The organism is Anaerococcus prevotii DSM 20548 (assembly GCF_000024105.1).
Lineage (GTDB): Bacteria > Bacillota > Clostridia > Tissierellales > Peptoniphilaceae > Anaerococcus > Anaerococcus prevotii.
This window is the reverse complement of record NC_013171.1, coordinates 1,209,773-1,235,555: the sequence shown is the minus strand read 5'-3', so window position 1 is coordinate 1,235,555 and position 25,783 is coordinate 1,209,773. Positions and strand designations below refer to the sequence as shown.

Sequence of the window (25,783 nt, the reverse complement as noted above, 5' to 3'; positions counted from 1 at the left end):
TATGAAATATTTTGGTACAGATGGATTTAGGGGAGAAGCTAACAAGACCCTTAACGTATACCATGCTTTTAAAATAGGAAGATTTATTGGAGATTACTTCTCAAAAAATAAAAATGGAAATGGAAAGATACTTATAGGTAAGGACACAAGGAGAAGCTCTTATATGTATGAGGCTGCTCTATCTGCAGGAATTACTTCATCAGGCTCAAACGCCCACCTCATGCACGTAACACCTACTCCTTCTGTTTCTTATATTACAAAGACAGAAGACTTTGATTGTGGAATAATGATAACAGCAAGCCACAACCCTTACTATGACAATGGTATCAAGATTATAAACAGCGAAGGCGAGAAGATGGAAGAATCTTTCCTAGAAGAGTTAGAAAAATATATAGATAGTGATATCGAAGACATAGACCTTGCAGTGGATGAAAATATAGGAAGAACTGTTGACTTTATCGGAGGAAGAAATAGATATATAGCCTATCTTATCCAAACTGTTACCAGATCTTTTGAAGGAATTAAGGTGGGACTAGACTGTGCAAACGGGGCAAGCTTTACTATAGCAAAACCTGTCTATGACGCCCTAGGAGCTGATACTTTTGTAATAAACGCTGATCCAAATGGCTTCAATATCAACAAGGATGCAGGTTCAACTCATATAGAAAATCTCCAAAAATTCGTATTAGAAAATAAGCTAGATATTGGTTTTGCCTTTGACGGTGATGCTGATAGGTGTATAGCTGTGGATAATAAGGGAGAAGTAATCGATGGAGATTCCATCCTTTATATATCTGCTAAACACATGAAAAAAGAAGGCTCTTTAAACTCCAATACTGTTGTAACTACAGTGATGAGTAATATCGGATTATACAAGGCCTTTGACGAGTTAGGAATCGACTATGTAAAAACTGATGTAGGTGATAAATACGTTCACGCTTGTATGGATGAAAATGGTTATGAACTAGGTGGAGAGCAATCTGGTCACATAATTTATAAGAAGTTTGCCAACACAGGAGATGGTATTCTAACCTCACTTAAGTTAATGGAAGCTATGATTGAAGAAAAAACTGATATAGCAAGCCTAAGAAGAGACTTAAAAATCTATCCACAAAAGCTTGTCAATGTGAAGGTAAAAGATAAGGAAGAGACTCTGGGGAACGAAGAAGTTCAAGCAAAAATTAAAGCAGTAGAAGATAAATTACAAGATGGCGGTAGGGTCTTAGTTAGAAAAAGCGGAACCGAACCACTTATAAGAGTTATGGTGGAAGCTGAAACAGAAAAAAGTGCAGAAGAAGCTGTTAACGAAATTGTAGAAAAAATTAAGGATTTGGGTCTAAGTATATAATGAAGGATTTTAGGACGGGAAGAGAAATAGATATAAAGGAAGCTGTTCTCGTCGTTGGAAATAAAGTTTATGCAAGAGAGTCTTTCATAGCCGTGGATACCTCAAATCTTATAGATTATCCTCCCAAGGTCTACTATGATAAGGATGAAAATCTTCTAGGAAATATGTATGATGAGGGAGTTTTTGAGCTAGAGGATATAGAAGATATCCTATTAGATTATGAGGACCAGATCTTTTCCAACCATGACTTAGATGATATAAGAAAGTTTCTTATAGAAAGAAGGAAAAAATTCTATGAAAAACTCTCACAAAACCAATAAAAATCTTTGACAAAACCGTCTAAAGGTGGTACTATCATACCTTGTATGGAAGTATCCGTATAAATTAATAGGAGGTGTTTTATGGCAGATAAAGTAAAAATGGAATGTACAGAATGCAAAAACAGAAACTATGATACAACAAAAAACAAAAAACATCATAGCGAAAGATTAGAGCTAAAAAAATATTGCCCATTCTGTAAAAAACACACTGTTCACAGAGAAACAAAGTAGGAGCAAATATGGCTAAGAAAAAGGATTCTTTCTTTTCTGGTGTATCAAGAGAATTTAAGAAGATTCAATGGCCAACAAAGAAGACCGCATTTGAGTATTCTTGGATAGTAATTGCAATCTCAGCTGTAACAGCTTTGGCAATTTGGCTGCTTGATCAAGTATTCCAATTCCTACTTCAAACTATAATGTAGGTGTGAAATGACAGATTCTTACGATTTCTCAGAAAACAAAGAAGAAGAAAATTTATCAGAAGATAAAGAAATTTCAACAGAAGAATCTAAGGATAGGGACTTAGAAGCTATCAAGGAAAATGCCAGATGGTATGTAGTTCATACCTACACAGGCTATGAAAATAGAGTTAATGACAAGATTCAAATGATGATTGACAATGAACAAAACCCTGATATCTTAGAAGTAACTGTACCAACAGAAGAGTATGTTGAAGTTAAAAATGATACTAAAAAAGTAAAAACTAGAAAGCTATTTCCAGGATATGTAATGGTTAAGATGAATATCACCAACAAAAGCTGGTATATCATCAGGAACACCCAAGGTGTTACAGGCTTTGTAGGACCAGACGGAAAACCAGTTGCCCTAACTCCAGCTGAAGTTAGAAAGTTCGGAGTAAAAGATGAGGCACCAATACTCAATATCAATGTCAATGTTGGCGATGATGTAAATATCATAAGCGGCCCATTTGAAGGATTCGTAGCCAAGGTTGAAGAAGTTGATAAGGAAAAAGGATCTATCAAAGCTTTTGTAGATATGTTTGGTAGAGATACACTTATAGATCTAGATTTTACAGATATCGAAACTATTTAGTAACTGTCGAAGTTAGTGGGAGGGCTTTGCCCGCAAAAACCACAAGGAGGTAAAAATGGCAGATAAAGAAGTAAAAGCATTAGTTAAATTACAAGTACCAGCAGGAGCTGCATCTCCAGCACCACCAGTAGGTACAGCACTTGGACCACACGGAATCAACATCATGGAATTCGTGCAAGCATTTAATTCAAAGACAGCAGACCAAGCTGGAATGATTATACCGGTAGAAATGACTATTTATGCGGATAGGACATTTGACTTTATTACAAAAACACCACCAGCACCAGTATTAATCAAAAAAGCTATCAATCTTCAAAAAGGTTCAGGAGAGCCAAACAAGAACAAGGTTGGTTCAATCAAGAGAAGCCAACTTGAAGAAATTGCAAAGACAAAAATGCAAGATCTTAATGCAGCTAGCTTAGAAGCAGCTGTTAGCATGATAGCTGGAACAGCAAGAAGTATGGGAGTTACTGTAGAAGATTAGTGGGAGATATAAATCGTAGACCACAGGAGGAATTAAATGGCTAAAAGAGGAAAAAGATATATTGAAGCGAAAAAATCTTTCGATTCAGCAAAAGAATACACACTAGACGAAGCTTTAGATATAATTGAAAAAACAGCAAGTGCTAAGTTTGACGAAACAGTAGAATTACACTTCTCACTTGGAGTAGACAGCAGACACGCTGACCAACAAGTAAGAGGAACAGTAATCCTTCCTCACGGAACTGGTAAAACTCAAAAGGTTCTAGCTTTCGTTAAAGAAGACAGAATCGACGAAGCACTAGCAGCAGGCGCTGACTATGCAGGTGGAGAAGACCTAGCAGCTAAGATCCAAAATGAAGGATGGCTAGACTTCGACGTTGTAGTAGCAACACCTGATATGATGGCAGTTGTAGGTAGACTTGGTAGAGTACTTGGACCACAAGGCTTAATGCCAAACCCAAAAACTGGAACTGTTACACCAGACGTTAAGAAAGCTATCGAAGAGATCAAAGCTGGTAAGGTAGAATATAGAACAGACAAGGCTAACCTTATCCACGTACCAACAGGAAAGGTATCTTTCGGAAAAGAAAAACTAGCTGAGAACATCAGAAGCTTACTAACAGCTGTAGCAAAGGCAAGACCAGCTGCTGCAAAGGGTAAATACATGAAATCAGTTACTCTTGCATCAACTATGGGACCTGGAATCAAATTATCTCCAGCAAGAGCTATGGATTTAGTTGAAAAATAAATTTGCAAAAAAATTATTTTGTGATATAATAAATAAGTCAAATAAACAGGCTACCAAAGACTACGCAGACAGAAAAGTTTAATTATTGCGTATAGGTGGGAAGAAGAATCTACATCCCCACCGATGTAGGCAGAACTAATTCTGCCTAATGTGGGGATTTTTATATACCTACCAAAGCCTATAGGAGGTGAAATAGTGAGCGAGAAAGCTATAGCAGCTAAACAAGAAGTCGTAAACGAGATTAAAGAAAAAATCGAAAACGCACAATCAGTAACATTAGTTGGATTTGACCGTATGGATGTAAAAGAAATTACAGACCTACGTAACAAGTTCAGAGAAAAAAATGCTGAATACAAAGTTTACAAGAACACAATGATGAGATTTGCCTTCCAAGAGTTAGGATATGAAGAACTCATTGACGAACTTAAGGGATCAAACGCACTAATCTTCTCAAACGAAGACTTAGTTAACGGACCAAAAGTAGCAGTTGACTACACAAAAGAAGGCGACGAAGAAAAAGAAAAATTAGTTCTTAAAGCAGGAGTTGTTGAAGGAAACTTCCAAACTGGTGAACAAATGATGGCAATAGCTACATTACCACCAACAGAAGCACTTCACTCTATGCTAGCTAACGTACTACAAGCACCAATTAGAAGACTTGCAGGAGATCTTAACAACACAGTATCTAAGATTGCAATTGCTCTTGATGCAGTACGTGAGAAAAAAGAACAAGCAGGCGAATAATAAAATATAAACATTAAAGGAGAATATAATAATGGCAAGCGAAAAAGTAACAAACCTATTAGAAGAAATCAAAGAACTTACAGTACTAGAACTATCTGACCTAGTAAAAGCAATCGAAGAAGAATTTGACGTAACAGCTCAAGCAGCAGTAGCAGCAGCTCCAGCAGCAGCAGCTGGCGCAGGTGAAGCAGCAGCTGCTGAAAAAACAGAATTCGACGTAATTCTTAAATCAGCAGGATCAGCTAAGATCAACGTAATCAAAGTTGTTAAAGACGCAGCTGGACTTGGACTAAAAGATGCTAAGGCACTTGTAGATGCAGCTCCAAAAGCAGTAGCTGAAGGCGTTGCTAAAGATGCAGCTGAAGAACTAAAAGCTAAACTAGAAGAAGCTGGTGCTGAAGTAGAACTTGCTTAATCTATTTAAGTAGAAGGGCCCTCTTTGAGGGTCTTTTATTTTGCTTATTTGACAATTTGATAAAAATAAGTATATTAGTAATATAGAATAATTCTAATGTTAGAAAGAGGCAAATGGTGGAAAAGATTATTAACGAGCTGAGAAATGAAGAATACAATCAAAGATTACCCAAACTCAGAGAGCTTTTAGCAAATCACAATATAAGGGTTTCACACCAAAGGCTTCTGATATTGGATTATCTAATAATGAATCCGACTCATCCTACGGCAGATACAATCTATAAAGATTTAAAGAAGGTAGATCCGGTTATAAGTCAGGCGACAGTCTACAACACCCTAAATCTTTTAGTTGACCATAAACTAGTCAAGGAACTTGACTTTAATATGTCAAGCAAGAGATATGAGTTCAAAAAGACCAACCACGGACATTTTATCTGTGAGTCATGTGGTCTTATAGAAGATTTGGATGTCGACGACTTAGAATATCCAGAAGAGCTTAAGGAATACGAAATAGATAATGTTGAGGTAATATACAGGGGCTTGTGCCCGGTTTGTTTACATAAAGATTAAGATGACTTGTGCTTTTTAGCGCAAGTTTTTAATTTGTTTAATTTACATATTTAGGGAAGCTTTTGCTGGGATAATCGCCATGCAATGATTAAAGAGAATTGAAAAAAACATAAAAAAATAAAAATCACAAATTTGTAAAAATGTAATTTTCCAAAAATCCTAAACTGCTTAAAGTTTTGTCTTGGCTAAAAAGTAATATTTTCAAATATAAAAACAGGTAGACTATAATCCACCTGCCTTACAGATTCAAATCCTCAAAAAACTTCATCGAATGATCTATATCGTGATATTTAAAGCCTAAGTCGAAGGCTTCTTTTCTTTGGGCGCTAGATCCGTGGGTGAAGGAATCAACGTCTACATCACGACCTGCCATTTCTTGGATCCTATCATCACCAATTGCAGAAGCTGCATTCATCGCCTCTTCTATATCTCCTTCTTCAAGATAGCCCTTCTCTTTTACATAATAGGCGAAAAGCCCTGCAAAATAATCTGCCTGAAGTTCCTGGGCTACAGATACCTTGTTATATTCCGTTTCTGACAATCTCTGTCTTAAGTCATTAGTTTGTTTTATGATACCAAGTTCATTTTGAACGTGGTGGCCTATTTCGTGAGCTAGGACATAGGCAAGGGCAAAGTCTCCACCACCTCCGAAACTACTTTTAAGGTCATCGTAGAAGGATGCATCGAAATATACCGTCTTATCTACTGGACAATAGAAGGGTCCCATCCTTGATTGGGCTATACCACAGCCAGTTTTAGTTGTATCTTGATAGAGGGTCATCTGTGCTTCGTGATAGGTCCCGCCATTTTCCTTAAACACCTCATGCCAGACATCTTCAGTATCAGCGAGTATTACTGACAAGAAGTCTTCTAGTTTCTCTCTTTCCTTTGAAACTTCCCTAGACTCTATTTGAGTGTTTTGGTTAACTTGTTGATTTTCGTTTGTTACTACATTAGGATTAACTCCCAAAAAATATAAGAGTAGCATAATTACGATTCCACCAATGCCTCCTCCTACAGCTATAGGAGCCTTGGATCCTCTATTGACATTAGAAGATCGTCTTCTATCTTCCCATTTCATATTTACCTCCATATTTATTTCCTTATATTTATACCCTAAAGTTAAATAAATATGATATAATACTAATGTTATTTAAAGGAGGAGAAATTGAAAAGAATACAAAAAATAATACCAGGCTTTGCCTTGGCGGTTTTCATTGCTATTATAGCGAAATTTATTGAAAACATCCTACCTATGCATCTAATAGGAGGATCAGTAATTGCTTTATTTATAGGAATGTTCCTAAACAATTACATAAATACTGAGGGACTGCTAAAAGACGGTATCAAGTTTACATCAAAAAGACTACTTAAATTTGCCATAATTCTTTTGGGTGCATCACTAAATATTAGTATGGTTCTAAATGTAGGTAGGTTATCTATTTATGTAATGGTCTTTACCCTAGCTACCTGCTTTGGCTTAGGTCATTTTATTGGAAAGGCCTTGGGCCTAAATTGGAAGATGAGTAACCTCATATCAGCAGGAACAGGAATCTGTGGAGGATCTGCAATAGCTGCGATTTCTCCAGTAATAGATGCAGAAGATACAGACGTAGCCTACGCCATGAGTGCTACATTTCTATTTGATATGCTTATGATAGTTTTATTTCCAATAATGGGTAAGGCTTTAGGACTTAGCGACATTGCTTACGGTCTTTGGACAGGAACTGCTGTAAATGATACATCAAGTGTTGTAGCGGCAGGCTTTGCCTTTTCAGAAGGAGCAGGTGACTTTGCTGTTATGGTTAAGCTTACCAGGACTCTTTCTATAATTCCAACCGTGATTATATTTTCACTAATCAATAATCATATTAAGAAAAAAGAAGGTTCTGCAAGTGAAAGTAGGAAACTATCCATCACATCAATATTACCATATTTTATATTAGGATTTTTGATAATGGTTGGCTTAAACTCAGCTGGTGCATTTAGACCAGAAACATCAGACTTACTCAAAAATATAAGTAAGTTCTTAATGGTAGCTGCCCTTGCGGCAATTGGACTTAATACAAAATTCAATGAAATGAAAAAATCAGGAATTAACCCAATGATTCACGGATTTGTTATATCAGTATTGGTTGTAATAGTTGCAATTAGTGTTGAATACTTTATGGGTCTTGTGTAAGTAAGAAGAATAAAATTAGAAAAAGTCGTCTCTTTAAAATCTTCTAGTAAGCTTTTAAATAAAGGGGCGATTTTTGTATATTAAAAAAATAAGTAGAAATTAGAATGATAAATACAATCAGCTAACATCTTGTGTAAAATTGGGCAAAAAAATGGAGCCACTTCCCGGAATTGAACCGAGGACCTCTTCCTTACCATGGAAGCGCTCTACCTACTGAGCTAAAGTGGCACATATATAATTGTACACCATAAAAAATAAAAAGCAAATTTCTGTGGAGAAATTTTATTAATAAGATATTTTAATATAAAAATCTATCTGGTATAATAAAATTAATAGAATTTTTGTTAGCTTTATGGTATTATAGACTATATGAGTATATTAGGAGGATTAAATGAGCAAACAAACATTTGAAAGAAGCAAACCACATATTAATATTGGTACAATCGGCCACGTAGACCACGGTAAAACAACAACAACAGCAGCAATCACTCAAGCCCTAAACAAAAAATACGGTACAGGTGAATACGTAGACTACGAACACATCGATAAGGCTCCAGAAGAAAGAGAACGTGGAATCACAATCAACACATCTGTAGTAGAATACGAAACAGAAAACAGACACTATGCCCACATCGACGCTCCAGGCCACGCTGACTACGTTAAAAACATGATCACAGGTGCAGCACAAATGGATGGTGCTATCATCGTAGTATCTGCAGCAGACGGTCCAATGCCACAAACAAGAGAACACATCCTACTAGCAAGACAAGTAGGCGTTCCAAAAATCGCAGTATTCCTAAACAAAGAAGACCAAGTAGACGATCCAGAACTAATCGAATTAGTAGAAATGGAAATCAGAGACCTACTTTCAGAATACGACTTCGATGGAGACAACGCTCCAGTAGTAGTAGGATCTGCTCTTAAATCACTAGAAGAAGGCGGAGAAGGCCCATGGTCAGACAAAATCCTTGACCTAATGGCACAAGTAGACGAATACTTCGACATCCCAGAAAGAGACAACGACCAACCATTCCTAATGCCAGTAGAAGACGTAATGACAATCTCAGGACGTGGAACAGTAGCAACAGGAAGAGTTGAAAGAGGAACACTAAAAGTTGGTGATACAGTAGAAATCGTAGGACTAACAGAAGATACAAAAGAAACAGTAGTAACTGGAGTAGAAATGTTCCACAAATCCCTAGACCAAGCAGAATCTGGAGATAACGTAGGACTACTACTAAGAGGAGTAACAAGAGATCAAATCTCAAGAGGACAAGTACTAGCAAAACCAGGATCAGTAAACCCACACACAGAATTCGAAGGTCAAGTATACGTACTAACAAAAGAAGAAGGTGGACGTCACACACCATTCTTCAGTGGATATAGACCACAATTCTTCTTTAGAACAACAGACGTAACAGGAGACATCGAACTAGAAGAAGGCGTAGAAATGGTAATGCCAGGAGACAACGCAACATTCAAGATCACACTCCAAAAACCAATCGCTCTAGAAGAAGGACTAAGATTCGCCGTACGTGAAGGTGGAAGAACAGTTGCATCTGGAGTTGTTACAAAGGTAATTAAGTAGTCCCAACATGTTAGGGTGGAAAATGCGAAGCATTTTTCATTTTCGAGACGAAGCGTAGCTGAGTCCGAAAAACTAAGCGAAAAGGTCATGGAAATGACCTTTGAGAGGATATCATGTTAGGGTGGAAAATGCTAAAGCATTTTTCATTTTCGAGACGAAGTCCTCAATGAGTCGAACGGGCTAATGCTGAGTCCGAAAAACTAAGATAAAAGGTCATGAAATGGCCTCCGAGAGGATAACATGTAAGGGTGGAAAATGCGAAAGCATTTTGTTTAAGACAAAACTAAAAAGTAAAAGTTCATAGGGGCGGACCGTTGGGTTCGCTCTTATTCTTTAAGGAGCTTAAATGAAGAATAAAAAGTTAATCATTTCTTTTTTGATGACTCTTGTACTTATTTTCACTGCTTGCTCAAAAGAGACTAGCAAAAGCACAGAGCCTAGTGAAAATAAAAAGAGCGAAGAGAGTATCGAAAATAGAGATGATTCTAAGGAAAAAGATGATAAGGCTAACAACAAGGGCTTGGTTAATGAAGCTGTCGATAAGGAAATTGGTGTACCTTACGAGGTAGGTGTTACTCCTGATGACTACAATATGGACTATGATACTTCAAGACTTCACTCTCTTAAGGATAAGAAGAGCAAATACTATCCTAAAGATGGGGTTAAGGGTTTGTATTTCAATACATATTCCATAAACAATCCCGAAGTTTACGATAAAATAATGGATATGTTGGAAAATACTAGACTTAACTCAATAGTAGTCGATATCAAAGATGACTGGGGCAATGTCACAATGGATTTCGATACTGATGATCCTGATATTGAATATGCAAGTATTGATATTATAAATCCAAAAGAATTTATCAAAGAGATGCACGATAAGGGAATTTATGTTATTGGTAGGGTAACTACCTTCAAGGATTCTATAATTACAGAAAAGCATCCTGATCGGGGCTTTACCCTTGATGATGGTTCCTTGTGGAAGAATGGTCATGGCGAGGCTTTTATGAATCCTTTCCTTAAAGAAGTCCAAGACTATGATATAAAGATTGCAAAACTTGCCGCCGAAGCTGGCTTTGATGAGATTCAGTTTGACTATGTAAGATTTGCTGAAGGCTTTGAGAACTTTGGTGATACTCTAGACTATCCTAGGGGAGAATTTGAAGATAAGAATATGGAAGAAGGCGATAAGAGAGTCGCAGCAATTACAGGTTTTGTTCAAAGAGCTAGAGAAGAACTCCAAGATAAAAAAGTTCCTATTTCTATAGATGTATTTGGCTACGCTCTTCAGGTTGAAAGAGCAGGTGGTATCGGTCAAGATTTTGGTGAGATGAGCAACCAAACCGATGTTATATCTTCTATGATTTATCCTTCTCACTGGGGATTTAACTCTTTTGATATAGAAAAGCCTGACCTTGAACCATATGAACTTGTCAAAAGATACTTGAAAGCGGAGCAAGAGTATCTATCAAAACTTGACCATCCACCTCTATCAAGACCTTGGATCCAAGACTTTACTGCAAGCTGGATAGGTGATGGCAACTGGATGGAATATGATAAGGATGCGGTTGAAGCTCAAATCAAGGCCATATACGATTCTGGTCAAGAGGAGTTTCTGATTTGGAATGCAAGCAGTGAATATACTCAAGGTGTGGAATACTAATGAAACATACAAAGGCGAATGAATTAATAGATAAGTCGGCAACTACTATTGAAATTGTAATATGTTTGATTGTAATTTTGGGAGTCTGCTCTGGTATACCGAAACTAATTGGATATATAGTTGAAATATTAAGGGTAGAGCATCTTCAAAACTCCTATTTACTAATGAATGAATTCTTAAAGCATGCCTTGCTTCTAATAGTAGGAATAGAGCTTATAGCTATGATTATTACTAGAAGCCACGAATCTATCCTAACACTTATTCTATTCGTGATAGCAAGGAAGATGCTTGTTTATTCTCAAGGACTTACAGATATTTTGATCGGAACAGTTTCTGTAGCGATTATTTTTGCGGTAATGAAATTTATCCTATCAGATAAGACTCTTATTGCAAAGCTTGATAATACTTTTGATGCATCTATGTCCATTGAGAAACTCAACAAGGAATACAAGCTTAATCTTCCAACTATGACCCATACTTTGGGTGGTCTCATCTATGAGCTTGCAGATAAGGAAAAGATTAAGGAAATTCATGAAAATACTGCTATTGTATACGGACCATATGTTTATAGGATCTTGTCAGTAGATGATGGTGTAATTACAAGAATAAGAATTGAAGAAAATTAGATAATAAAATTAGAAAAGACCCAAATCCTAAGTATGGATTTGGGTTTTATAGTCTGTGTTTTTTCCTAAATTGAGAAGGGGTTATGCCTACCTTTTTTCTAAAAACTTGGTTGAAATAAGATTGAGAATTAAAGCCTACGATTTCAGCGATTGTTTCCATAGAGTGGTTTGTAGATATCAAAAGTCCCTTGGAGACCTCGATTCTTTTAAGTATTAGATACTCAATAGGAGTTACCCTATAGGACTGCTTGAACTCAGCTATTAAGTGAAACTTGTTCATATAGGCCATATTAGAAAGTCCTTCTAGACTTAGGTCGAGGGAGTAATTGTTGTCGATGTAGCTTTTTATGTAGTCGATTCTCCTATTTATATTTATGTCAGGGACAACTTCTATTTCATTCCTAAAATGTCTTAGGAAGTTAATGAGGAAATAAGAGGCCAAGGCGTCTGCCAGGGTCTTTGCATACAAATTTTCTGAGTGAAATTCATTGACGATTTTAGTAAAAATTTCATTAATCTTGGCTTCCTTATTCTCCCAAGTTATGTGAAAGAAGTTATCAAGCTCCAATTCTTCTTCGGATTGGACCTCATCTAGGTGAGAAGTTAGACCAATACTTTCTAGACCGAATCCTAGAGTTTTTACTGCATATTCGTCTTCATCTACATAAAGATTGTGACCGATATTCGAATTTATTATTACCAAATCATTTTTTTTGATTTTTATTGAATCATTCTCTATAAAGAAGGTTCCACTTCCTTCAACTATGAAGTAAAAATATATGAAGGGATGAAACTGAATTCTCGAGCTATTTTCATTAGTTAAGAAACTCTCATTCGCATTCAAAATTTTTATTTCTATATCATCCTTAAAGATACTAGACTCAAGTATATTTTCGTTTATATTTTCCATAACTTCCCCTGTCATTGGTTCTTAATTACATCTGAATTAGTAGCCAATCTTTTATATATCTTATCATAAAGATAGGTCCTATGACAAATCTTAAGCCAATAATTTTAAAGATAAATAAGAGAGAAAAAAATTATTTGCAATTTTCTAGATTTTATGAAATTGAAAAATAATACAAGTTTAGTATAGTCTTTTTAGGTGATAATATGAGTTTAATTTCTGATAGCAAGATAAATCAAATACTAGAAAGCTCAAATATAGTTGATATTATAGGTGAGTATGTCGATCTAAAAAGAGCAGGCTCATCCTTTAAGGGACTGTGCCCCTTCCATAATGAGAAAACACCATCTTTCACGGTAGATGAGAAGAAACAACTTTTTCACTGCTTCGGCTGTGGAGCAGGGGGAGATGTTGTTTCTTTTATAATGCAAAAAGAAGGACTTTCCTATCCAGAAAGCCTAAAATATCTTGCGGATAAGGCTGGCATTAGCATTGACTACACCGAAAATCCTGGAGTAAATAAAAAGAATAAGGAGCTTTACGATATCAATAAAGATATTATGATGTTTTTTTACAAGAATCTCCTAACCGACAGAAAAGCCCAAGCCTATCTTAAGAGTCGTGGTCTATCTAGTAAGATTGTAAATACCTTTATGCTAGGTTATGCAAGAGATTCATGGGATGATTTGTATTCCTATATAAGAAAGAAAAATTATAGTGAAAAGGACCTGGACGATCTTGGTCTTATCAAGAAATCCTCTAAGGGTAATTACTATGATAAGTATAGGGATAGGATTATATTTCCTATTATTAATCATTTCGGTAAGGTTATTGGATTTGGGGGAAGAGCTGTCTCAGGCCAGATGCCAAAGTATCTCAATTCACCAGAATCTAGCATCTTTAAGAAAAGATATAATCTATACGGGCTAAATATCTACAAGAGACAGAAAAGAAAAGAGCTTATACTTGTAGAAGGTTATATGGATGTCATAGCTCTCAATAACCATGGTCTAGACATTGCTGTAGCATCTTTAGGAACAGCCTTAACTATAGATCAGGCCAAGCTAATGAAAAGATATTCTGATGATATATATATTTGCTATGACCAGGATAATGCTGGAGTTAAGGCGACCGAGAAGGCAATTGAGATTTTTCATGAGATAGGGATAAATCCTAGCGTAATTGTCTTAGATGATGGAAATGACCCGGACGATTTCATTAAGGCCAAGGGCAAGGATGCCTTTGAGGAAAAAATAGCTGATGCCCAAGATTCTTACAATTATAAATACAATAAAATCCTAGATGAATATAGTTCGGCAAAGCCAGCAGAGAGGTTTGATAAGCTAAATTTATTCGTTGATTTTCTCGCTTCTATTAAACAGGAATTGACTCAAGAAATCTTTATAAACAACGTAAGCAAGCTATTTGACATAGACAAGACTACTTTAAAACAAGCTGTTTCAAGGTATAATAAAGATACTGACTTAAAATATAGTAATAAGAGTAAGTTTAATAAGAAAGAAAAAATTATAGTAGAAAGTACCAATAAGGACTTTAGAATAAACGAATTAGAAGTTTTAAGATTGTTTTTCAATCAGAGGTCTGACTATGAGAAAGATAGAGACTTTTTCGATAGGGCTATAGAAAACGAGAAGATAAACAATGTTAAGACTTTTTTAAAAGAAAAGGATGTTAGTAAGTTTGACCTTTCAGATGAGGACTACAAGTATATTTTGGATTATATTAGAGATAATACAAATCCCATACTTGCAGAGGAACTAAAGAGAAAGATAATTCTCTACAATAGAAAGAAAGAACTTAAGAGATTAAAGAAGAGATAGTCTTTAGAAGTAAGGGGAGTAATGATGACAAGCGATGACAGTAAGTTGCTCGATGATGATGTTCTAAAAGAAATAATAGAAGAATTTCAGTCTATGAGCGAGTCTCAAGATGGATTGATTACCTATTCTCAGATAAATACATTCGAAAACTTCAAGGAAATGGAAGATGAGAGCAAGAAGTTTGTTATAAATCAGATTATAAGTTTAGGCATAGAAATCGTTGAAAAATCTGAAACAGTCCTTGAAGAAGATGAAGAAGCGGATGATTTAGATGATGAAATAGATGATGACGACGAAGACGATATCGACGAGAAGAAGATAGAAGAAGATATCAAGAAATCTGTGGATATTATGGCTGGAGTCAAGGTTGATGACCCTGTAAAGATGTATCTTAAGGAAATAGGCAAGGTAGACCTTCTTACAGCGACAGAAGAAATAATACTCGCTCGTAGGATGGAAATGGGAGAGATTGCAAGGAAGAAACTCGAAGGAGTTAAGTTTAACAAGCAAAACAAGACCAAACTCGCCAATGATATCTTCTTCGGAGATCTAGCCAAGATACTCAAAGTATCCAATGAAAAGATTGTAGAAAATGGAAGTCTTGATAAGAAAAGCTACGAAGAGATAAGAGGGCTTATCAGCATGGGCGATCTTTTTAGAGAAATTATGGACAAAGATATGGATAAAGAAGCCCTAGAGGAACTCAAAGCAAGGGTTTTGATTTGTAATATAGCAGAAAATGCTGTAAGCGACAATGTCTTAGATAGAAGTGAGGCCAATTCTCTTTGTGATCTTTTTGATTCATTTGACCATATGCTTAACATTACCGAGTCAGATGAGATAGTTAATTTAATCTATTTATCATTTAATGATATCCTATCAAAGGCTGCCAATAAGGAACATATCAAGACAAACGATAGTATGATTCTAGAAGATTTCATAATTACTAGCCAGAGGGCTAAGAAGATTTCTGAAAACATAGCCTTAGATAAAGATGAGCTAATGGAGATAGAAGAAACTATCGCCCTAAGAGATCTTGCCTACAAAGTGATAAATGACGAAGACTTAAGCGATGAAGATATACTAGATTTAAGAAGAGCTGTTCTTAATTCTAAAAGAGCTAAAAAGAAACTTGCAGAAACTAACCTTAGACTTGTAGTTTCTATTGCCAAAAAATATGTCGGTCGTGGCATGAGCTTTTTAGACCTTATCCAAGAAGGAAACATGGGACTTATGAAGGCAGTTGATAAGTACGACTACAACAGGGGCTTCAAGTTCTCAACTTATGCGACCTGGTGGATTAGACAGGCTATTACTCGTGCTATAGCAGATCAGGCAAGGACTATAAGAATTCCAGTTCACATGGTAGAAACAATAAACAAACTCGTAAGAATCCAAAGGCAGCTAGTTCAGGATTTGGGTAGGGATCCTTCCAATGAAGAGATTGCCGAGCAGATGGGACTAGAAGTAGAGAAGGTTCAAGAGATAAGAAAAATATCCCAAGAACCAGTTTCCTTGGAAACTCCAATAGGAGAAGAGGACGACTCCCACTTAGGAGATTTTATAGAAGATGATAGTGCGATCGACCCTGGTGAAGCTGCAAACTACACTATGCTCCGTGAGCAATTAAACGATGTTTTATCTTGCTTGGGTGCTAGGGAAAAACGTGTCCTCCAATTAAGGTTTGGCCTAATCGATGGAACACCAAGGACCCTCGAAGAAGTAGGCAAGGAATTTGACGTAACTAGGGAGAGGATAAGACAAATAGAGGCCAAGGCCCTAAGAAAGCTTAAATCTCCGAACAAGAGTGAATTATTGAAAGATTTTTTATAATGGAAGATAAAAAAAGATTATTAGATATTATTAGTCTAATAGATAAAAATAAAAAAGTTATAGATATAGGAACTGATCATGGATTGGTTCCTTTATATTTAGCAAAAAATGGAATAAGTAAGGAAATTTTGGCTACAGATATATCAGAAAAGTCTTTAGATAAGCTAAGGGGAGTCCTGGATTCTGATACGGAAAAATTTATTCAGACCATGGTCACCGATGGCTTTAAGGGTATTAATAAGGATGAAGGGCAAGTAGCAATAATCGCAGGCATGGGAGCAAATACTATTATAGATATAATAGAAGAATCCATGGACTTTTCCCAAAATCTCGATTACCTGATTCTTGCTAGCAATATCAACACAGAAAAACTTAGGCTATTTCTCGTAGAAAATGACTTTGAAATAATGAATGATTTTTTAAGCTTTGAGAATAAGAAGTACTACGATATCATAAAGACGAGATTTTCCAAGTCTAAGACACTTAAGCTTTCAGAAATCTACTATGGTAAGGATGATATAAAAAATAAGAGTCAAATCCTAAAAGAAAAGCTTGAAATCGACCGTAAGAAAAACCTAAAGTTTAGGGAAGATATTCTTGCTAAATCGAAAGATAAAAAGAATCTCGGAAGAATTGATGAGAAATTACAAGCTATAGAGGAGATAGAAAATATATGGAAATTAGAGAATTAATAGAAAAGTTAGAAAAGAAATACCCTTTCTCCCTCCAAGAAGAGTGGGATAACTCAGGACTTCAAATAGGAAATCCAAAAGAAGAAGTAAAAAACGTCTTAGTTTCCTTAGACCTTGAGGAAGAAGGAGTTAAAGAGGCTATAGCCAATGATTGCAATCTAATCATAACCCACCACCCATATTTGTTTAATGGAGCAAAGTCAATTGACTTTAGTAGGAGATTTTATAAAAGATTAAATACTTGTGTCAAAAACGATATAACAGTTTACTCCTTCCATACCAACCTCGATATAGCCAAGGGAGGGGTAAATGATAATCTATGTAGGATTTTGGGAATAGATAAGACTAGGGTCCTCGAAAAGGGAAAAGACTTAGGACTTGGCCGATACGGCTTCATTGAAGAAAAGGATGCTGACCAATTTATAAGAGAAATCAAAGATAAATTAGAGGCAAGCGGACTAGTAGTCTATGGAGATACATCCAAGAAGGTTAAAAAGATTGGAGTCTGCGGTGGAGCAGGGAGTGATTTAATAAGAGATGCCCTAGACATATCTTGCGACATGATTATTACAGGAGATGTAAAATACCACGATGGTATGGATCTAGCCAATGAAGAAATCATAATCTGTGATGTAGGGCATTTTGCAAGCGAAAATCACATGATCTATAAGCTTCAAAAAGATATAGAGGAAATTTTTGATGGAGAAGTGCTTACATTTTCTAAGGAAGACAGCTTTAGGAAGTTTTTCTAGTTGTTTTTTAGAAGAAAAAAAGTATAATTAAGAAGGAGTAAATCGGGTAATCGCGGGTTAATTCACGAGGAAAGTCCGTGCACCACAGAGCGAGGATGCTTGATAACGTCAAGTAGGAGTGATCCTCAGGCAAGTGCAACAGAAAGTATACCGCCAGATTTTCTGGTAAGGTTGGAATGGCGAGGTAAGAGCTCACCAGCTGTCTAGTGATAGACAGGCTATGTAAACCCCATCCGGTGCAAGAACGAAGGGACAGTAGGATGCCTGCTCGGCACGGTCCAGTATGGTTGTTCGCTTGAGCTTATTGGCAACATTAAGCCTAGACAGATGATTATCCAAGACAGAACACGGCTTATAGATTTGCTCTCTACATAATATTAACATTTTGTAACTAAATATAGAGAAAATGTTAGAGGATATTACATTTTTCGGAAATAAATTTTAGTTTTATTGGTTATTTTATGGATTTTGGTCAATAAATCTAAAAAAATATCTGAAAAGTGTAATTTTTTTGTAACAAATTCTTGACACTTTTGTTAAAAAGATATAAAATATATACAGATTTCAAAACAGAAACATTATCAAAATAAGATTCATTACATAGATATGGAGGACTTGATGAAGAAAAAAAATATAGGAGCTATGCTATCAGTTATAGCTGCAGTTACAGCAGGTGCGAGTGCATATGCTACTACAATTGACAATTTAGACCAAGATCAACATACAAATTCGCTAATTACAGAAGCGAACTATACAGAAAGCTATTCTGATTATGATCTAGTGAAATCTGAATATACTGAAGATGTAAAAAACACAAAAATTGCTAAAGAAGACAAACCAGCCAAAGAAGAAAAAACAGATAGTAAATCTGATTTAGATAAATTAGTAGAAAATGCTGCAAGAGATGCCCTAGTTGAAATAACAGCAACTAAGGAAGTTGAAGCAAGCGAAGAAGCTCCAGCTGAAAAAGAAAAAGTTGAAGCTAAAGAAGAAGCTAGCGAAATAGCGGACAAAGAAGAAACTCACGAAGAAAAAGTTGAAGCTGCTAAGGGAAAAGACAAAGACCTTACCCTTGTAAAATACGTTAATACAGAAATCCTTAACGTAAGAAGTAGCAAGGATATGGATGAGAATAATATCGTATCTTCCCTCAAGGCAGGAGATGAAATAGAAGGAGTCCTAGAAGAAGGATTCCTAAAGACTGAATTAGGATATGTAAATGATGAATTTCTTTCAGATGTTTATCCTGTAGATTTAGTAAATGAATTAAATAATAAAGGAGAAGAAAAAGCCCAAGAAGTTGAAAAGCAAGAAGAAGCGAAAAAGGCTGAAGATGCAGAAAAAGCTCAAGAGGCTGAAGAAGCTAAGAAAGCTCAAGAAGCAAAGAAAGCTGAAGAAGCTAAGAAAGCTCAAGAAGCAAAGAAAGCTGAAGAAGCTAAGAAAGCTCAAGAAGCAAAAGAGGCTGAGGAAGCTAAGAAGGCTCAAGAAGCAAAAGAAGCCGAAGAAGCAAGAAAAGCCGAAGAAGCTAAGAAGGCTGAAGAAGCAAAAAAAGCTGAAGAGGCTAAGAAGGCCGAAGAAGCAAAAAGAGCTGAAGAAGAAAGACAAGCCCAAGAGGCTCAATCATACTACTATACAGGATGGGTTAACACATCAGTCCTCAATGTTAGAAGTAAGGCAGGAGACGGCAGTATCATCGGATCTGTTAGAAAGGGTGACTGGCTAGAAGGCGAGGCTAGTAATGGTTGGCTAGCAATTGACTATAATGGTCAAAAGGGATATGTAGCAGCAGACTTCCTATCTGACACAGAAGTAGCTAAGGAAGAAGTGAAAGAAGAAGCAGCTGAGGCTAACGAACAAGTCCAAGAAGTTGAAGAAGTTCAAGAAGTAGAACAAGCTTCAGCACCAGCCTATAATGGTTCTGGACTAGCAGCAGCAGATCTTGCAACACAATTCGTAGGAAGCCCATACGTTTGGGGTTCTGCTAACCCAGGAGTAGGCTTTGACTGTTCAGGTCTTACATCTTATGTATATGGCCAAATGGGCATATCTATCCCACACCAATCAGCAGCCCAATACTCAAGCGGATACGCTGTAGATTCATCTAACCTTCAAGCAGGAGATCTTGTGTTCTTCTCTTATGGTGGAGGTGGAATCGACCACGTAGGAATTGTAGTTAATTCTGACGGTACCTTCGTTCACGCATCTACACCTGCAACAGGTGTTAGATATGACAATGTATACAACGGTAGCTTCCAAAACGCATTCGTTGGAGCTAGAAGGATATATTAGTAATAATTAATCTACCCCGATTAGGTTTAGCCTAGTTGGGGTTTTTGTATGGAGGATATATGAAAATATTAAATACAGACGAGATCAAAAACTCCTTGATTGATAAACTAGGAAGTCATAAGTTTACTAATAAGCTTTTGCTCTTATCCAAGAATCCTACTAGTGAAGTCCTATATTATAAGAAGTCTATAATTAAAAGATGTGAGGAATTTGATATTGAATATGTGGACTGTGAGTTTGATAAAGAAAGCCCAGAAGAAATCCTAGCTTTTATCAATACCTTTGATAAGGAAGATGGCTACATAATACTGGCTCCCTTCGGAGAGGGGAAAGATTTGACCTTTCTTAAAGACAATATAGAAATCAGGGACCTCGATGCCTTCACCTACAAAGCCCAAGGTCATACTATGGAGGGATCTACAGAAAGGCTCCCTCAAACAGCTAGGGCAATTGTAAGATTTCTAGAAGATAAATACTCTAGTCTTAAGGGTAAGCATATAGTAATTTCAAATAAGACTACAACTATAGGTAAGCCACTTGCAATGAACTTAGTGACAAAATATGCAACTGTTACCATGATAACTCGCCATACTGCAGATCAAAAAAATATAATAAAAAATTCCGATATATTTATTTCAGCTATAGGAAGGGCTAATTTTTATGATAGGTCCTACTTTAGAGATGGTATGCTTGTAGTAGATGTGGGTACGACTTACCTTGATGGGAAGATAGTAGGAGATATTGATTATGGGAGCCTAGAGGATGTGGATATAGAAGTTCTCACAAATAAGAGGGGCATAGGTGCCCTTACGACCCTAATGCTCTTAGAATCTTTAATTTAAAATAAAAAAGGATAAGAACCCTTCTTGTTAGATTCTTATCCTTATCTTAATTTTCTAAACTTTTAACAACTTCTATTGCTTTTTCATAATCTGGTAAATCGGTATTTTGCTCCAAATATTCAGCGTAGGCGATTTTGTTATCCTTATCAATTACAAAAACTGACCTATTTAAAAGCTTAAGTTCATTGATTAAGGTTGAGTACTTCTTTGAGAAATCATGGTGAATATAGTCCGATACGAACTTATTGTTTGTCATTTCCTTCTCTTCCAAGAATCTAGCTTGGGCAAAAGGTAAGTCGTTTGATATAGTTATAAGAGAAACTTCATCTGATAAGCCCTCTTTTGCCTTAGAAAACATTGTTGTCTGGATCTCACAAACAGATGTATCTATAGATGGGATAACAGAAATTAATTTAATCTTACCATCATCTTCTTTTGAAGAATACTCATTGAGATCCTTATCAATCGCCAAAAAGTCTGGGGCCTTATCCCCTACCTTTAGTTTTTCACCGTCTACACTTACATCTACACTTCCGAATTTAATTTTTCTTGACATTGTTACTCCTTTCTATATAATATCTTCATAATTTATATACCCGATTTGTAATGATTGAAACTAAAACATTGTAAATGAAATGTTTATGAGGTATAATTAAGCAGTATGAATATATAAGGAGGCAAAATGGCAGAGTTAGTTTTACAAGCAGAAAAAAGAGAAGCTACTGGTAAAAACAAAGTTAACAAGCTAAGAGCAGCTGAACTAATACCAGGAGTTATTTATGCCAAAGACGAAGAAAATATAAATGTTCAAGTGACAACTAGAGATTTTGAAAAGGTACTTAGACAAGCAGGAACATCAACAATTATAACACTAGATTTTGGTGATGAGAAGAAAGATGTACTTATCAAAGCATATCAAAATCACCCATTCAAAAATCAATTTTTACACGTTGACTTCCAAGCAATCAACCAAAACGAAGCTATCAGAGTACAAGTTCCAGTTGTACTTGTTGGTAGAGATGAAATCAGAGTTGAACCATCTGTACTAGTTCAAAACATAGACGTTGTTGAAGTAGAATGTCTACCAAAATACATCCCACAAACAGCTGATGTTGAAGTAAGCGATCTACAAATCGGTGATGTTAGAACAATAGCTGATCTTGACATTGCAAAAGTTGATGAAATCACAATTCTTGAAGAGGATGACGAAGTAATCTGCTCACTACAAGAACCTAATGAGGAAGAAATTCCAGAAGAAGGCGAAGAAGCAGCTGACGCAAGTGACGTTCCTACAGTTGATGAAACTGAAGAAAGTGAATCAGAAGACGAAGAATAAGATTAAAAAAGGCCAGACGGTCTTTTTTTTTGCAAACTTTGGGGAAATCTTCTAAGCTAAATTTTTCCTAATATGGTATAATAGGAACATGACAGGAAAACTAATAGTATTTGAAGGTCCTGATGGATCTGGAAAAACAACAGTTATAAATGAAGTAAAGAAGAGACTTAAGAAAGATCAGATAGAATACTTGGACTTTAGAGAACCCGGTGGAACACCGATTTCTGAGAAAATTCGAGAAATTATCATAGATAATGACAATGAGGATATGACAAGTAGGTGCGAATGTCTCCTATTTGCCGCAAGCAGGGCCCAGCTTATAGAAGAAAAGATAAGACCAGCACTTGAAAAAGGAAAGCTTGTTATATGTGATAGGTTCGTCCTAAGCTCTCTCCTCTATCAAGGAGTGGGTAGGGGACTCGGCATCGAAAAGGTAAAGGTAATAAATGACTTTGCAACAGAAAATACAAAGGCAGACCTTACCATATTTTTTGATATAGACTACAAGACAGCTCTAGTAAGAAAAAGAGCTAACTTCTCAGCAGATAGGCTCGAAAGTGAAGACTTCGACTTCCATAGGAAAATCTTTGACGCTTACCTAGACATAACCGAAAGATACAAGGACGAGATAAAAAGAGTAGATGCAACTAAATCAATCGATGAAGTAACTGATCAAGTAATGGAGTTAATTTATAAATCTTTGGAGGAGATACTATGAAACTACTTATAGCTATAGTTCAAGATGCAGATGTGAACTTTTTAGTTGACGCATTGACAGACAAGGGATATAGGATTACAAAGCTTGCAACTACCGGTGGCTTTCTCAAAAAGGGAAATACAACCCTTCTAATAGGTGTCGAAGAAGAAGACCTAGACGAAGTATTATCCATAATAGAGAAAAACTGTAAGAAGAGAAATACAACAACAACTATAATTAATCCAACAGCAGAAAGCTCACTTTTAACAAACACAGTTCCAATAGATATAACTGTAGGAGGAGCTACAATATTTCTGATTGACGTTGATAAATATATCCAACTATGAGCTTTAAAAATAGGGAAATAGACATAAAAAATCTGTCCAATGCCTATATTTTTGAAGGCAAAAACGAAGAAGCCAACAAGGTCTTTGCCCTTGACTTTGCACGAGAAGTCTTTAGCTATTATGGGATAGATGATAAGAACAACCCTGACCTTTACCTAATTGATAAAAAAGGTGGAGTAATAGATATTGAAACTATCAGACAAGTCTTAAAGGATATCTATCTTAGACCCTACAACGGCAAGATTAAAATATATATAATCCACAACGCCCAGGACCTAAGGCAAGAAGGGTCTAACGCCATGCTAAAGAGCTTAGAAGAGCTAAGAGATTATGTAAAAATTATCTTCACATGTACCAATAGATATAATCTCTTGGCAACTATTAGGTCAAGATGTCAGATAATTCCAATACAAGCAGAAGAAGGTGACCTTGATATAGATATGGATAAGCTGTATTCTATAATGGCTCATATCTATAATGGAAAGATAGATTCATTTTACAAAAACAAGGACTTCTTTAACAAGTACAAGGACGACAGGCAAACTATCTACAAGGCAATGCTTAAAGTCTACCAGGCCCTAATAAGCTACAATTATAATAAGGATAATCTTGACTATAATACAAAATATATGCTGAAAAAATTTCCGCAAGTATCAATAGACGAAATCGAAAAAGCAATATTTTTGATAGAAGACATACAAAATGCGGCAAGAACAAATATTAATTATGACCTAAGCATAGAAAAAATCATATTTAATATATTTAGAGAGGGGAATTTCTGATTGAGAGTCGTAGGAATAAGATTTAGACCAGCGGGTAAAATATATCATTTCGATGCAAATGGAATTGAATTTGAATATAAGGATAAGGTAATAGTAGAAACATCCAACGGAGTAGAAATGGCAGAAGTTGCCTTAGTTGATGTCGACGAGTCAGAAACTAAGGGCAAGCTTTCGGAAGTAATTAGAAAAGCTACCAATGATGACCTCTATTACTACGCTAAAAACGAGCAAGATGCAAAAGAGGCAATTAATCTCTGCCAAGAAAAGGCCAAGGCCCATGGTCTAAAGATGAAGATAATAGATGCAAAATATACCTTTGACAGAAGCAAAATCACCTTCTACTTTAAGGCTGAAAATAGGGTAGACTTTAGGTCACTAGTAAAAGACTTGGCCTCAATCTACAGAAATAGGATTGAGCTTAGACAAATAGGAGTAAGAGATCATGCCAAGATGATTGAGCACCTAGGCCCATGCGGTCAAAAATGCTGTTGCGGGAGATTTCTTAATGACTTCAAGCCCCTATCCATAAAGATGGCCAAGGACCAAGACATCACCCTAGATCCAGGCAAGATTTCTGGTATGTGTGGAAGGCTTATGTGCTGCTTGTCATATGAAGAAGAATGCTACAAGTGTAGCAAGAAAAAAATGCCTAAGGAAGGTCAAAAGGTAAAGACAGCAGACGGATACGGCATGGTTCTTAATAACGACTACATCAGAGAATGTTCCAAAGTAAGGGTTAAACTTACAGGAACTGATGAAGAAATCGAAGAGACTTATGCATGTAAGGAAATGGAATATTAAAAATGATAATTAATATCAATTTGAATAAATTATCATTTTACAATTAAAATCAGAATAAATATAAAAAATTCTTGACTTTTAATTCCATATGTTGTATATTATAGACATAAGAAATAAACAAATAGGAGGAAAATTATGGCTTATAGAATAGATGAAAATACATGTATTTCATGTGGATCATGTGAAGGTGAATGTCCAGTAGGAGCAATCTCTCAAGGAGACGCAGCTTACGAAATCGACGCAGACGCATGTATAGACTGTGGTTCTTGTGCAGCAGTATGTCCTGTAGAAGCAATCGACCAAGAATAATCAAATACATAAACAAATGACATACTAAGGCCCTTCGGGGTCTTTTTTTATAGCTAAAATAGAAAAATATATCAAGATTTAAGCTACAAAGATAGGATATAATAGAAGTAATTACATAAGTTAAGAGAATCGATTTTAGAAATAATAGGGAGGCTTTGATGCATATTAGTAAAGAGGATATGAAGATTTTGTTAAAATCCCAACAAGGGGAGTTGGATGTAGTCTTAATGTATAAGGCACTTGCAGATGTTGTTAAAGATAAAGAAGACAGAGAAACTTTTAAAAAGCTTGCTGCAGAAGAAGGCCATCACGCAGCTGTATTTCACAAGCTCACTCAGGTAAATCTAAAGCCAAAGAAGAAATTAGCTATTATTATGCCAATGCTTTACAAAATATTGGGCAAAAAGAGATTATATCCTAAAATAGCAGAGGGAGAATACAAGGCTGGTCAAAACTATGGTCCAGTTGCAGAAAAATTTCCGGAAATAGAAAGTGTAAAAAATGACGAAATTAGACACGGAGATATGGTTAAGGGTCTGCTTTAGGATAAATCTTGATCTATTATCAAAGACCTTATTCATATAGCTATAAATTAAGTAATCATCTTTACTAAATT

30 protein-coding genes, 1 tRNA gene and 1 other RNA gene are annotated in these 25,783 nt (G+C 36.0%); 28 read left to right on the top strand and 4 right to left on the bottom strand.

What is annotated here, in order from left to right; genetic code table 11:
- Window position 1: 1 nt before the first annotated feature.
- From glmM to APRE_RS05825, 10 genes are all read left to right on the top strand, one after another.
- A complete protein-coding gene (gene glmM, locus APRE_RS05870; protein ID WP_015778079.1) occupies window positions 2-1,348 on the top strand; it encodes a phosphoglucosamine mutase in 1,347 nt (448 codons plus the stop codon).
- Window positions 1,348-1,668 (top strand): hypothetical protein, encoded by a 321-nt coding sequence (locus APRE_RS05865; protein ID WP_015778078.1) that lies wholly within the window; start codon window positions 1,348-1,350, stop codon window positions 1,666-1,668. The genes glmM and APRE_RS05865 overlap by 1 nt, the downstream gene beginning before the upstream one ends.
- A gap of 81 nt (window positions 1,669-1,749) precedes the next feature.
- On the top strand, window positions 1,750-1,899 hold the full coding sequence (gene rpmG / locus APRE_RS05860) for a 50S ribosomal protein L33 (RefSeq protein ID WP_004836270.1): 150 nt from the start codon (window positions 1,750-1,752) through the stop codon (window positions 1,897-1,899).
- A gap of 8 nt (window positions 1,900-1,907) precedes the next feature.
- Window positions 1,908-2,090 carry a preprotein translocase subunit SecE gene (secE, locus tag APRE_RS05855; RefSeq protein ID WP_015778077.1) on the top strand — a complete coding sequence of 61 codons (183 nt, stop codon included), beginning with the start codon at window positions 1,908-1,910 and terminating at the stop codon, window positions 2,088-2,090.
- A gap of 7 nt (window positions 2,091-2,097) precedes the next feature.
- Complete coding sequence (nusG, locus tag APRE_RS05850) at window positions 2,098-2,721, top strand: transcription termination/antitermination protein NusG (RefSeq protein ID WP_015778076.1); 624 nt, start codon at window positions 2,098-2,100, stop codon at window positions 2,719-2,721.
- Between the two features lie 55 nt (window positions 2,722-2,776).
- Window positions 2,777-3,205 (top strand): 50S ribosomal protein L11, encoded by a 429-nt coding sequence (gene rplK / locus APRE_RS05845; protein ID WP_015778075.1) that lies wholly within the window; start codon window positions 2,777-2,779, stop codon window positions 3,203-3,205.
- 36 nt (window positions 3,206-3,241) lie between these two features.
- Window positions 3,242-3,952: a 50S ribosomal protein L1 gene (gene rplA, locus APRE_RS05840; protein ID WP_015778074.1), complete on the top strand. Its 711-nt coding sequence runs from the start codon at window positions 3,242-3,244 to the stop codon at window positions 3,950-3,952.
- A gap of 195 nt (window positions 3,953-4,147) precedes the next feature.
- A complete protein-coding gene (rplJ, locus tag APRE_RS05835) occupies window positions 4,148-4,696 on the top strand; it encodes a 50S ribosomal protein L10 (RefSeq protein ID WP_015778073.1) in 549 nt (182 codons plus the stop codon).
- Window positions 4,697-4,727: 31 nt separating this feature from the next.
- Window positions 4,728-5,111, top strand: a complete 384-nt coding sequence (gene rplL, locus APRE_RS05830; protein ID WP_015778072.1) for a 50S ribosomal protein L7/L12 — start codon at window positions 4,728-4,730, stop codon at window positions 5,109-5,111.
- A gap of 116 nt (window positions 5,112-5,227) precedes the next feature.
- Window positions 5,228-5,680, top strand: a complete 453-nt coding sequence (locus APRE_RS05825) for a Fur family transcriptional regulator (RefSeq protein WP_015778071.1) — start codon at window positions 5,228-5,230, stop codon at window positions 5,678-5,680.
- Window positions 5,681-5,918: 238 nt separating this feature from the next.
- Here the strand turns inward: APRE_RS05825 and ypfJ are convergent, their stop codons facing one another.
- Window positions 5,919-6,761: a KPN_02809 family neutral zinc metallopeptidase gene (ypfJ, locus tag APRE_RS05820; RefSeq protein ID WP_015778070.1), complete on the bottom strand. Its 843-nt coding sequence runs from the start codon at window positions 6,759-6,761 to the stop codon at window positions 5,919-5,921.
- Window positions 6,762-6,848: 87 nt separating this feature from the next.
- On the opposite strand from ypfJ, the gene APRE_RS05815 reads away from it, so the two are divergent.
- The gene (locus APRE_RS05815) at window positions 6,849-7,862 is read left to right on the top strand and encodes a YeiH family protein (RefSeq protein ID WP_015778069.1); all 1,014 of its coding nucleotides are present in this window, start codon (window positions 6,849-6,851) and stop codon (window positions 7,860-7,862) included.
- Window positions 7,863-8,014: 152 nt separating this feature from the next.
- Here the strand turns inward: APRE_RS05815 and APRE_RS05810 are convergent.
- A tRNA-Thr gene (locus APRE_RS05810) sits at window positions 8,015-8,090 on the bottom strand.
- A gap of 163 nt (window positions 8,091-8,253) precedes the next feature.
- Between APRE_RS05810 and tuf the strand changes: the two genes are divergently transcribed.
- The 3 genes from tuf (at window position 8,254) to APRE_RS05795 (ending at window position 11,739) form a co-directional block, all read left to right on the top strand.
- Window positions 8,254-9,450, top strand: coding sequence for an elongation factor Tu (gene tuf / locus APRE_RS05805; RefSeq protein WP_015777418.1), 1,197 nt, complete (start codon window positions 8,254-8,256; stop codon window positions 9,448-9,450).
- Window positions 9,451-9,796: 346 nt separating this feature from the next.
- Window positions 9,797-11,113, top strand: coding sequence for a putative glycoside hydrolase (locus APRE_RS05800; protein ID WP_015778068.1), 1,317 nt, complete (start codon window positions 9,797-9,799; stop codon window positions 11,111-11,113).
- Window positions 11,113-11,739, top strand: a complete 627-nt coding sequence (locus APRE_RS05795; protein WP_015778067.1) for a transporter associated domain-containing protein — start codon at window positions 11,113-11,115, stop codon at window positions 11,737-11,739. The genes APRE_RS05800 and APRE_RS05795 overlap by 1 nt, the downstream gene beginning before the upstream one ends.
- A gap of 46 nt (window positions 11,740-11,785) precedes the next feature.
- Here the strand turns inward: APRE_RS05795 and APRE_RS05790 are convergent, their stop codons facing one another.
- Window positions 11,786-12,649: an AraC family transcriptional regulator gene (locus tag APRE_RS05790; protein ID WP_015778066.1), complete on the bottom strand. Its 864-nt coding sequence runs from the start codon at window positions 12,647-12,649 to the stop codon at window positions 11,786-11,788.
- 203 nt (window positions 12,650-12,852) lie between these two features.
- On the opposite strand from APRE_RS05790, the gene dnaG reads away from it, so the two are divergent.
- The 7 genes from dnaG to APRE_RS05760 all read left to right on the top strand — a co-directional run bounded on the left by dnaG (window position 12,853) and on the right by APRE_RS05760 (window position 20,895).
- Complete coding sequence (dnaG, locus tag APRE_RS05785; protein WP_015778065.1) at window positions 12,853-14,487, top strand: DNA primase; 1,635 nt, start codon at window positions 12,853-12,855, stop codon at window positions 14,485-14,487.
- A gap of 24 nt (window positions 14,488-14,511) precedes the next feature.
- Window positions 14,512-16,320 carry an RNA polymerase sigma factor RpoD gene (gene rpoD / locus APRE_RS05780; protein ID WP_015778064.1) on the top strand — a complete coding sequence of 603 codons (1,809 nt, stop codon included), beginning with the start codon at window positions 14,512-14,514 and terminating at the stop codon, window positions 16,318-16,320.
- The gene (locus tag APRE_RS05775; protein ID WP_015778063.1) at window positions 16,320-17,012 is read left to right on the top strand and encodes a tRNA (adenine(22)-N(1))-methyltransferase; all 693 of its coding nucleotides are present in this window, start codon (window positions 16,320-16,322) and stop codon (window positions 17,010-17,012) included. The genes rpoD and APRE_RS05775 overlap by 1 nt, the downstream gene beginning before the upstream one ends.
- Window positions 16,994-17,764, top strand: a complete 771-nt coding sequence (locus tag APRE_RS05770) for a Nif3-like dinuclear metal center hexameric protein (protein WP_015778062.1) — start codon at window positions 16,994-16,996, stop codon at window positions 17,762-17,764. The genes APRE_RS05775 and APRE_RS05770 overlap by 19 nt, the downstream gene beginning before the upstream one ends.
- 34 nt (window positions 17,765-17,798) lie before the next feature.
- Window positions 17,799-18,135, top strand: an RNA gene (gene rnpB, locus APRE_RS09430) — RNase P RNA component class A.
- Between the two features lie 247 nt (window positions 18,136-18,382).
- Complete coding sequence (locus APRE_RS05765) at window positions 18,383-20,053, top strand: C40 family peptidase (RefSeq protein WP_015778061.1); 1,671 nt, start codon at window positions 18,383-18,385, stop codon at window positions 20,051-20,053.
- Between the two features lie 59 nt (window positions 20,054-20,112).
- Window positions 20,113-20,895 (top strand): bifunctional 5,10-methylenetetrahydrofolate dehydrogenase/5,10-methenyltetrahydrofolate cyclohydrolase, encoded by a 783-nt coding sequence (locus APRE_RS05760; protein ID WP_015778060.1) that lies wholly within the window; start codon window positions 20,113-20,115, stop codon window positions 20,893-20,895.
- A gap of 46 nt (window positions 20,896-20,941) precedes the next feature.
- On the opposite strand, the gene tpx is transcribed toward APRE_RS05760, so the two are convergent.
- Window positions 20,942-21,451: a thiol peroxidase gene (gene tpx / locus APRE_RS05755; RefSeq protein ID WP_015778059.1), complete on the bottom strand. Its 510-nt coding sequence runs from the start codon at window positions 21,449-21,451 to the stop codon at window positions 20,942-20,944.
- 126 nt (window positions 21,452-21,577) lie between these two features.
- Between tpx and APRE_RS05750 the strand changes: the two genes are divergently transcribed.
- The 7 genes from APRE_RS05750 to APRE_RS05720 all read left to right on the top strand — a co-directional run bounded on the left by APRE_RS05750 (window position 21,578) and on the right by APRE_RS05720 (window position 25,712).
- Window positions 21,578-22,231, top strand: a complete 654-nt coding sequence (locus tag APRE_RS05750; RefSeq protein WP_015778058.1) for a 50S ribosomal protein L25 — start codon at window positions 21,578-21,580, stop codon at window positions 22,229-22,231.
- 88 nt (window positions 22,232-22,319) lie between these two features.
- Window positions 22,320-22,949, top strand: a complete 630-nt coding sequence (tmk, locus tag APRE_RS05745; RefSeq protein ID WP_015778057.1) for a dTMP kinase — start codon at window positions 22,320-22,322, stop codon at window positions 22,947-22,949.
- Window positions 22,946-23,275, top strand: a complete 330-nt coding sequence (locus APRE_RS05740; RefSeq protein WP_015778056.1) for a cyclic-di-AMP receptor — start codon at window positions 22,946-22,948, stop codon at window positions 23,273-23,275. Before tmk ends, APRE_RS05740 begins: the two co-directional genes overlap by 4 nt.
- A complete protein-coding gene (locus APRE_RS05735) occupies window positions 23,272-24,057 on the top strand; it encodes a DNA polymerase III subunit delta (protein ID WP_015778055.1) in 786 nt (261 codons plus the stop codon). The genes APRE_RS05740 and APRE_RS05735 overlap by 4 nt, the downstream gene beginning before the upstream one ends.
- On the top strand, window positions 24,058-24,858 hold the full coding sequence (locus APRE_RS05730) for a PSP1 domain-containing protein (protein WP_015778054.1): 801 nt from the start codon (window positions 24,058-24,060) through the stop codon (window positions 24,856-24,858).
- Window positions 24,859-24,993: 135 nt separating this feature from the next.
- A complete protein-coding gene (locus APRE_RS05725) occupies window positions 24,994-25,167 on the top strand; it encodes an indolepyruvate ferredoxin oxidoreductase subunit alpha (RefSeq protein ID WP_015778053.1) in 174 nt (57 codons plus the stop codon).
- Between the two features lie 158 nt (window positions 25,168-25,325).
- Entirely contained in the window at window positions 25,326-25,712 is a 387-nt protein-coding gene (locus tag APRE_RS05720) for a ferritin family protein (protein WP_015778052.1), read from the top strand.
- Window positions 25,713-25,783 lie beyond the last annotated feature (71 nt).